We start from the raw sequence: 8,398 nt of genomic DNA, 5'->3' as shown, positions 1-8,398 counted from the left end.
CGGAGGGATTCGAACCCTCGATGAGGCTCTACACCCCATACTCCCTTAGCAGGGGAGCACCTTCGGCCACTCGGTCACGATTCCTGAAAATCAGAGCCGCGATTATGTCACGACTTCGGGGCTTTTATCAGGCAGGCACCTGATCCAGACCAAATGCCCTGTGCAGGGCGCGCACCGCCAGCTCCATGTACTTTTCGTCAATGACCACCGATGTCTTGATTTCGGAGGTGGAAATCATCTGAATGTTGATGCCTTCTTCGCTGAGCACGCGGAACATGGTGCTGGCCACGCCCACATGGCTGCGCATGCCGATGCCCACAATGGAGACTTTGCAGATTTTGGTGTCGCCCACAACTTCTTGCGCACCGACCTTGGGCATCACCACGTTTTTCAGCAAATCCATGGCTTTGGCGTAATCGCCATGGTTCACGGTAAAGCTGAAGTCGGTCTTACCGTCCTTGCTGAGGTTCTGGATGATCATGTCAACTTCGATGTTGGCGTCGGCCACGGAACCCAGTATCTGGTAGGCAATGCCGGGCTTGTCGGGCACGCCCAGCACAGCAATTTTGGTCTCGTCGCGGGTGAACGCGATGCCTGAAACGATGGCTTGCTCCATGTTTTCGTCTTCCTCAAAAGTGATCAGGGTGCCAGATTTGGCCTCAATGTTGATGTCGATGTCCGACGGCGTGAAGCTCGACAGCACACGCAGTTTGACCTTGTACTTGCCAGCAAATTCGACCGAGCGAATCTGCAGCACCTTGGAGCCCATCGAGGCCATCTCCAGCATTTCCTCGAAGCTCACCGTTTGCAGGCGCCGCGCCTCGGGCACCACGCGCGGGTCGGTGGTGTAAACGCCATCGACGTCGGTGAAGATCAGGCATTCATCGGCTTTCATGGCCGCTGCCACGGCCACCGCCGAGGTATCGGAGCCACCACGGCCCAGCGTGGTGATGTTGCCTGCCTCGTCCAGCCCCTGGAAACCGGTCACGATGACGACTTTGCCAGCGTCCAGGTCGGCGCGCACACGTTTGTCGTCAATGGATTCGATGCGAGCCTTGGTGTAGGCGCTGTTGGTGCGAATGGGCACCTGCCAACCGGCGTAACTCACCGACTCCAGGCCCTGGGCTTGCAGCGCAATGGCCAGCAAGGCGCTCGATGCCTGCTCGCCGGTGGCGGCCAGCATATCGAGCTCGCGGCTGTAGGCGTCGCTCAGGGTGGAGGGCGCCAGTTCTTTGGCCAAGGCCAGCAGGCGGTTGGTTTCACCGCTCATGGCACTGGGTACCACCACCATCTGGTGGCCCGCGCGCGCCCATTTGGCGACGCGTTTGGCGACATTGCTGATGCGCTCGGTAGAGCCCATCGAGGTGCCGCCGTATTTATGAACAATCAAGGACATGAAGGGGCTCGAGGTGGGTTACAAAAGCTCGGGATTGTACCAATCGAGTACTTGCCCACACCTGACACAAAAACCCTGCCCCACCTTCAGGTGCAACTGGTGGCCCCGGGTGCGGCAGGCGTCAATCTGCGCCATCAATTCAACCAGTTGCGCGCTGGTCGGCGTGGCCTGGTACACGCTCAGCAGCCAATGGCGCAACACGTTGGCCAGCCGTGGGTGGCTCAGGCATTGCAGCAATTTGATGGCGGGCGGCACACCAATGCGCACCAAGTCCTCAACGGCCACTTCCTGCAACAGCGCCTGGGCCTGCGCCGCATGGCGGCTGCTGCGGGCAAAGGTGTCGCGAAACTGGGGCAAGCAGGCCTGCAGCGCGGGCATCAGGCGCGCGCGGATGCGGTTGCGGGTAAAGCGCTCATCGACATTGCTCGGGTCTTCAATGAAGCCAGCACCCTGCGCTTTCAGCCAAGCCCGTATATCGGCGCTACTGACCTCCAGCAAGGGGCGGCACCAGCTCAGGCCAGCGCGCTGCCACTGCGCCGCCATGGCGCTCAGACCGGGCAAGCCGGCACCCCGGCTCAACGCCAGCAGCAGCGTCTCAACCTGATCGTCGGCGTGCTGGGCGATGGCGATGGTTTGAAATGCTGCGGACTCGTGCTGCGCCAGCGCCTCGATGGCCTGGTAGCGGGCCTGGCGCGCCGCCGCTTCGGGGCTTTGCCCCGGCGCATGACTGGCATCGACTTTTTGCACCACCAGCGGCACCTGAAGACGGTCACAAAAATCCCGGCAATGGCGCTCAAAGTCGTCGCCCGCCGCCTGCAGACCATGGTGCACATGCACCGCCATCACCTGCCCCGGCCACTTGCGCGTGCAGGCCAGCAACAAGGCTGTGGAATCGGCACCGCCGCTGTAGGCCACGGCCAGCGGCAAGGCCGGCGCGAAAGCGGCCATGGCCTGCTCGAAGGCGCGCGTCATGGCATGGCAGGCGGCTTACTTGCCCGTGGTTTTGGTGTCGGTGAAACGGCCATAGCTCTGCAGCCGCTCGTAGCGCCGCTCCAGCAGGTCTTTCACTTTGAGGTCGCTGACCTGGCGGTACGCCTCAGTCAGGGCGCGCTTGAGGAATGCCGCCATTTGCTTGGGGTCGCGCTGCGCGCCGCCCACCGGCTCGTTGACGATCTTGTCAATCACGCCCAGCGCCTTGAGGCGGTGCGCGGTGATGCCCAGCGCATCGGCGGCCTCCTGCGCCTTGTCGGAGGTTTTCCACAAAATGGAGGCGCAACCCTCGGGGCTGATCACCGAGTAAATGGAATACTGCAGCATCAGCAGCTGGTCGCCCACCGAAATTGCCAGCGCGCCGCCCGAGCCGCCCTCGCCGATGATGGTGACAATGATCGGCACCTCCAGCTGCGCCATCTCGAAGATGTTGCGGCCAATGGCTTCGGCCTGGCCGCGTTCCTCGGCATCGATGCCGGGGTAGGCGCCAGGCGTATCAACAAAGGTGAACACCGGCAGTTTGAACTTTTCAGCGGTCTTCATGAGCCGCAAGGCTTTGCGGTAGCCCTCGGGCTTGCTCATGCCAAAGTTGCGGGTGGCACGTTCGCGCGTGTCGCGGCCTTTTTGCTGGCCGATCACCATGCACGGCGTGCCGTTGAAGCGCGCCAGACCGCCGACGATGCTGAGGTCGTCGGCAAAGTGACGGTCGCCGTGCAGCTCGACAAACTGGGTGAACAGCTCGTTCACATAGTCCATGGTGTACGGGCGCTCGGCATGGCGCGCGATCTTGGTGATTTGCCAAGGCGTCAAGTCGCTGTAGATGTCTTTGGTGAGCTGCTGGCTTTTCTTGGCCAGCTGGGTGATTTCATCCGAAATATCGACCGCCGACTCGGTCTGCACGTAGCGCAGCTCTTCAATCTTGTTTTCCAGCTCGGCAATCGGGCTCTCGAAATCGAGGAAGGTTCTTTTAGCCACAACGGGCTCCTGTTAAATGATTAGTGAACGAATGCTTAAGCACGTCTTTATCACCAAATATGGCAAGAATATCCGTCATTGCGAGGAGCGTCAGCGACGTGGCAATCCATGGCCCCAGGCATCATGGATTGCCGCGCTTCGCTCGCAATGACAGACATTATTAAAGTTCCAGAAACAGTTCAGTACTCAACCGGTGCCGGATCCAACGAGCGCCAAATATACCAAGTTGCCACGGTGCGGTAGGGCGCCCAGGCCAGCGCCACCTCGCGCGCGTCGCTGCGGCTGACCGCCTCGCCCGAAAAATAGCTCTTGCTGATGCCGTTGATCAGCCCGACATCGTCGAGCGGCAACACGTTGGGGCGCATCAGGTGAAAAATCAGAAACATCTCTGCGGTCCAGCGGCCAATGCCGCGAATGGCCACCAGCTCGTCGATGATGGCCTCGTCGTCCATCGCCGTCCAGTCATCCACGCGCACTTGGCCAATGTCAAAGTGAATCGCCAGGTCCACCAGGTATTCCACCTTGCGGGCGCTCAAACCCGCCGCGCGCATGTCGTCGATCTTGAGCTTGAGCACCTGCGCGGGGGTCATGATGGGGGCCAGTTTGGCAAAGCGGTCCCACACGGTTTGCGCCGCCTTGACCGAAATTTGCTGGCCGACCATGCTGCGTGCCAGGGTGGCAAAGGCATCGCCCCGGCTTTGCAGGCAGGCCTGACCAAACTGCGGAATCAGCCGCTTCATGACGCGGTCTTTTTTGACCAGATGCTTGCAGGCATCGACCCAATAAGGCGGCGCCGGACAATGTTCTGTGGCAATCATCACGCCAGCGCCCTCATTTGGCAACTTCCCAGCTGGTGCCGTTGGCGGCGTCTTTCAGCACGATGCCCAGCGCCAGCAACTCCTGGCGAATGCGGTCGGCCTCGGCAAAGTTTTTGGCTGCCTTGGCTGCCGCCCGCTCGGCAATGCGCTGCGTGACGTCGGCTTCGTTGACACCGGCGCCCGACTGCAAAAACGCAAGCGGGTCTTGCTGCAGCAAGCCCAGGCAGCCACCCAGCGCCTTGAGCAGGCCCGCCAGCGCGCCCGAGCGGGTGCGATTGACTTCGCTGGCCAGCTCGAACAGCACGGACACCGCCTCGGGCGTGCCAAAGTCCTCGTCCATCGCGACCTTGAAGCGCGCGGCAAACGGATTGGCCCAATCGATCACGACGGGTTCTGGCGTTACCGCATCGAGCGCGGTGTACAGGCGCTTGAGCGACTGGCGGGCGTCTTCCAGGTGCACGTCGCTGTAGTTGAGGGCGCTGCGGTAGTGCGCGCGCACAATGAAAAAGCGCAGCGTCTCAGCGTCGAAGCGGGCCAGGATTTCGCGGATGGTAAAGAAATTGCCCAGGCTTTTGGACATCTTCTCGTTGTCGCGCGTAACAAAACCGTTGTGCATCCAGAAACGCGCCAAGGGCTGGCCGGTGGCACCTTCGCTTTGCGCGATTTCGTTCTCGTGGTGGGGAAACTGCAGGTCGGCACCGCCGCCATGAATATCGACCGTCTGGCCCAGCAGCTCGCCGCACATGGCCGAGCACTCGATGTGCCAGCCCGGCCGGCCGGTGCCATACACGCTGTCCCATTTGGCGTCAAGCGGCTCGGTCGGCTTGGCAGATTTCCACAGCACGAAGTCGAGCGGGTCAGTCTTGCCATCGACAACTGCCACACGCTCGCCGGCGCGCAGCTCGTCGAGCGATTTGCCACTGAGCTTGCCGTAGCCAATGAATTTGCGCACCGCAAAGTTCACATCGCCGTCGCCACTCTGGTAAGCCAACCCCTTGTCCTGCAACTGGCCGATGAGCTTGAGCATGGCGGGCACGTGGTCGGTGGCGCGCGGCTCATGGGTGGGGCGCTCGATGCCCAGCGCGTCGGCGTCCTGGTGCAGGGCAGCCACCATGCGGTCGGTCAGGGCGCGGATGGTCTCGCCGTTTTCAAGGGCGCGTTTGATGATTTTGTCGTCAATATCGGTCACGTTGCGCACATAAGTGACCTGGTAGCCGCTGCTCCTGAACCAGCGCTGCACCACGTCAAACGCCACCATGGCCCGCGCGTGGCCCAGATGGCACAGGTCATACACAGTCATGCCGCACACGTACATGCGCACATGGCCGCTCTGCAGCGGCGTAAAAGGTTCCAGAACACGAGACATCGTGTTGTAAATGCGCAAACTCATGAGTCGTTCTAATCCAATTGAGAGGCCAGTACTGTGCCGGACGGGAGCGCAAACCATGTGCGTGAGGCATGGCGTCAAAAGGCCGCCAAACACCTCAAAAAAAGCCCCCCTCAGCTACAATTCACCTCAGTATAAGGCCCTGCCGACACCCGCTCGCTGGCAGGCCGAGCCACCCCATTCGACCCACCCACCCATGAAGCACGCCCGTTCAGTCATTCACAAAACCCTGCGTTGTCTTATCCTTGCGGGGACGATGTTGGCGCTGACAAGCCACGCTGACGAGTACGCTGACACCAGTGAATTGGTGCGCGCCAACAAGTTCGCAGAAGCCCTGGCCAAGGTGGACAGCTACCTGATCAACAAACCGGCCGACCCGCAAATGCGCTTTCTCAAGGGCGTGATCCAGCGTAATCTGGGCCAGCAGGACGAGGCCATGGCCACCTTTACCAGCCTCACCCAGGACTACCCCGAACTGGCCGAGCCATACAACAACCTGGCCGTGCTTCATGCCGCGCAGGGCGCGCATGACAAGGCGCGGGTGGCGTTGGAGATGGCAATCCGCACCAACCCCGGTTACGCCACGGCTTTTGAGAATCTGGGCGACGTCTATGCCCGTCTGGCTGGCCAGGCCTATAACAAAGCGCTGCAACTCGACAGCGGCAACGCCCAGGTGCCGCGCAAGCTGAACCTGATCAGCGAACTTGTCAAGCCTTAGCCCCGGCGCTGGCATCACCGCCAGGGCGACTTACCGAGCAACTACTTTTGACCCATTTTTACAAGGAGCAGTCAGATGAAATTCAAAACTTTCGGCATGTTGGCACGCACCACCATAGTCGCCACAGCGCTATCGACTGCGGCCAACGTGGCGCTGGCGCAGGACGCGCCACAGGTCAAATTTGCCACCTCGGAGGGCGATTTTGTGGTTGAACTGTACCCCGACAAGGCGCCCAAAACGGTTGCCAATTTTTTGCAATATGTCAACGACAAGCACTATGACGGCACCATTTTTCACCGCGTGATCGGCAACTTCATGATCCAGGGCGGCGGCTTTGATGCGAGCTACCAACAAAAACCCACCCGCGCGCCGGTAGAGCATGAAGGCCGCCTGGCCCGCGAAAAAGGCCTGCGCAATGTGCCTGGCACGATGGCCATGGCGCGCACCTCCGACCCGCAGTCGGCCACTGCCCAGTTTTTCATCAACGTGGCAGATAACCGCCGCCTTGACCCAAACAGTCAGTCCTTTGGCTATACCGTTTTTGGTAAAGTCATCTCAGGCATGGACGTGGTCAACACCATCAAGGCCACGCCCACCGGCCCCGGCGGCCCGTTTGGTATTGATGTCCCCAAAACCCCCATTCTTATCAACTCTGCAACCCTGGTGAAATAAATCATGAGCAACCCCCAAGTCGAACTCCACGTCAAAAACTACGGCACCATCACCCTTGAACTCGACGCCGAAAAGGCACCCAAGTGCGCCGCCAACTTCCTGGCCTACGTCAACAAGGGCCACTACGACAACACCATTTTTCACCGCGTGATTCCCGGCTTCATGGTGCAAGGCGGCGGCATGGAACCCGGCATGGCGCAAAAAGCCTGCGACGCGCCGATTGAAAACGAGGCCAACAACGGCCTGAAAAACCTGAACTACACCGTGGCCATGGCCCGCACCGGCGACCCGCACTCGGCCACCGCCCAGTTTTTCATCAACGTGGCCGACAACACTTTTCTCAACCACACCGCACCGAGCCAGCAGGGCTGGGGTTATGCCGTGTTTGGCAAAGTGGTGGCCGGCACCGACGTGGTGGACCAAATCAAGGCCGTCAAGACCGGCCGCAAGGGCTATCACGACGACGTGCCGCTGGAAGACGTGGTGATCGAAAAAGCCGTCGCGTTGTAAACCTGAGGGGATTCAAATGCCCCGCATGGCGCCAGTGGAAACAGCCCGCGCCCACTGGCGCACGCTTGACTTCATCTCCGACCTGCACCTGCAGGCCAGCCAACCCGCCACCTTTGCCGCCTGGCAGCACTACATGGCGGGCACGCCAGCCGATGCGCTGTTCATACTGGGCGACTTGTTCGAGGTCTGGGTGGGCGACGATATCACCCACGCGGCTGGCGACCCTGACGGCGCTTTTGCGCTGCAATGCCAGCAGGTCATCCAGGCCACGGCTGCGCGCCTGCCGGTGTATTTCATGCACGGCAACCGCGATTTTTTGCTGGGCGACGACTTTGCCAAGGGCTGCGGCATGACGCTGCTGACCGACCCTACCGTGCTCGACTTCGACGGCCAGCGCTGGCTGCTGTCGCATGGCGACGAGTTGTGCCTGGACGATGTGGACTACCAGCAGTTTCGTCAACAAGTGCGCAACCCGGCGTGGCAACAAGCCATCCTGGCCAAGCCATTGGCCGAGCGCCAAGCCCTGGCGCGCGTGCTGCGCGCCCAAAGCCAACCCCGCAACGCCGGTGGTGCCAGCTATGCTGACGTGGATACCCAAGAGGCCAAGGCCTGGTTACAGGCCAATGCCGCCAGCACCCTGATCCACGGCCATACCCATCGGCCCAAAGACCATATTCTGGATGCCACTGCGCAAGTACCTTTGCGCCGAATCGTGTTGAGCGACTGGGATGCAGCAGCACAACCGCCTCGGCTGGAAGTGCTCAGGTTACAAACCGGACAAGCACCGCACCGCATGACGTTGGCACCCAGCGCCTGAGGTTTTAAAGTGAAAGAACATCGTCATTGCGAACGCAGTGACGCAATCCATGCAGCCGGAAGTCATGGACTGCCGCGCTACGCTTTCCATGAACAGCCCCGTCATTGCGAACGAA

The 8,398-nt window shown here is 60.9% G+C and carries 9 protein-coding genes; 4 read left to right on the top strand and 5 right to left on the bottom strand.

Translation table 11 applies throughout. The features are described 5' to 3' along the window. Positions 1-127: 127 nt before the first annotated feature. From IBX54_RS09815 to cysS, 5 genes are all read right to left on the bottom strand, one after another. A complete protein-coding gene (locus tag IBX54_RS09815; RefSeq protein WP_296542477.1) occupies positions 128-1,396 on the bottom strand; it encodes an aspartate kinase in 1,269 nt (422 codons plus the stop codon). An 18-nt stretch (positions 1,397-1,414) separates the two neighbouring features. Then, positions 1,415-2,368 (bottom strand): tRNA lysidine(34) synthetase TilS, encoded by a 954-nt coding sequence (gene tilS / locus IBX54_RS09810; RefSeq protein WP_296542476.1) that lies wholly within the window; start codon positions 2,366-2,368, stop codon positions 1,415-1,417. Between the two features lie 15 nt (positions 2,369-2,383). Beyond that, positions 2,384-3,361, bottom strand: a complete 978-nt coding sequence (locus tag IBX54_RS09805) for an acetyl-CoA carboxylase carboxyltransferase subunit alpha (protein ID WP_296542475.1) — start codon at positions 3,359-3,361, stop codon at positions 2,384-2,386. Positions 3,362-3,540: 179 nt separating this feature from the next. Next, a complete protein-coding gene (locus IBX54_RS09800; protein ID WP_296542474.1) occupies positions 3,541-4,179 on the bottom strand; it encodes a DNA-3-methyladenine glycosylase 2 family protein in 639 nt (212 codons plus the stop codon). A 13-nt stretch (positions 4,180-4,192) separates the two neighbouring features. Then, the gene (gene cysS / locus IBX54_RS09795; protein WP_296542473.1) at positions 4,193-5,569 is read right to left on the bottom strand and encodes a cysteine--tRNA ligase; all 1,377 of its coding nucleotides are present in this window, start codon (positions 5,567-5,569) and stop codon (positions 4,193-4,195) included. A 253-nt stretch (positions 5,570-5,822) separates the two neighbouring features. Between cysS and IBX54_RS09790 the strand changes: the two genes are divergently transcribed. The 4 genes from IBX54_RS09790 (at position 5,823) to IBX54_RS09775 (ending at position 8,283) form a co-directional block, all read left to right on the top strand. Next, positions 5,823-6,284 carry a tetratricopeptide repeat protein gene (locus IBX54_RS09790; RefSeq protein WP_296542472.1) on the top strand — a complete coding sequence of 154 codons (462 nt, stop codon included), beginning with the start codon at positions 5,823-5,825 and terminating at the stop codon, positions 6,282-6,284. A 96-nt stretch (positions 6,285-6,380) separates the two neighbouring features. Next, entirely contained in the window at positions 6,381-6,956 is a 576-nt protein-coding gene (locus IBX54_RS09785) for a peptidylprolyl isomerase (RefSeq protein ID WP_296542478.1), read from the top strand. Positions 6,957-6,959: 3 nt separating this feature from the next. Further along, the gene (locus IBX54_RS09780) at positions 6,960-7,466 is read left to right on the top strand and encodes a peptidylprolyl isomerase (RefSeq protein ID WP_296542471.1); all 507 of its coding nucleotides are present in this window, start codon (positions 6,960-6,962) and stop codon (positions 7,464-7,466) included. A gap of 16 nt (positions 7,467-7,482) precedes the next feature. Continuing rightward, entirely contained in the window at positions 7,483-8,283 is an 801-nt protein-coding gene (locus IBX54_RS09775) for a UDP-2,3-diacylglucosamine diphosphatase (protein WP_296542470.1), read from the top strand. Positions 8,284-8,398: the final 115 nt, after the last annotated feature.

Source organism: Rhodoferax sp. (assembly GCF_014859475.1).
GTDB lineage: Bacteria > Pseudomonadota > Gammaproteobacteria > Burkholderiales > Burkholderiaceae_C > Rhodoferax.
The sequence above is the reverse complement of the archived record's forward strand: the minus strand, read 5'-3'. Positions and strand labels throughout refer to the sequence as shown.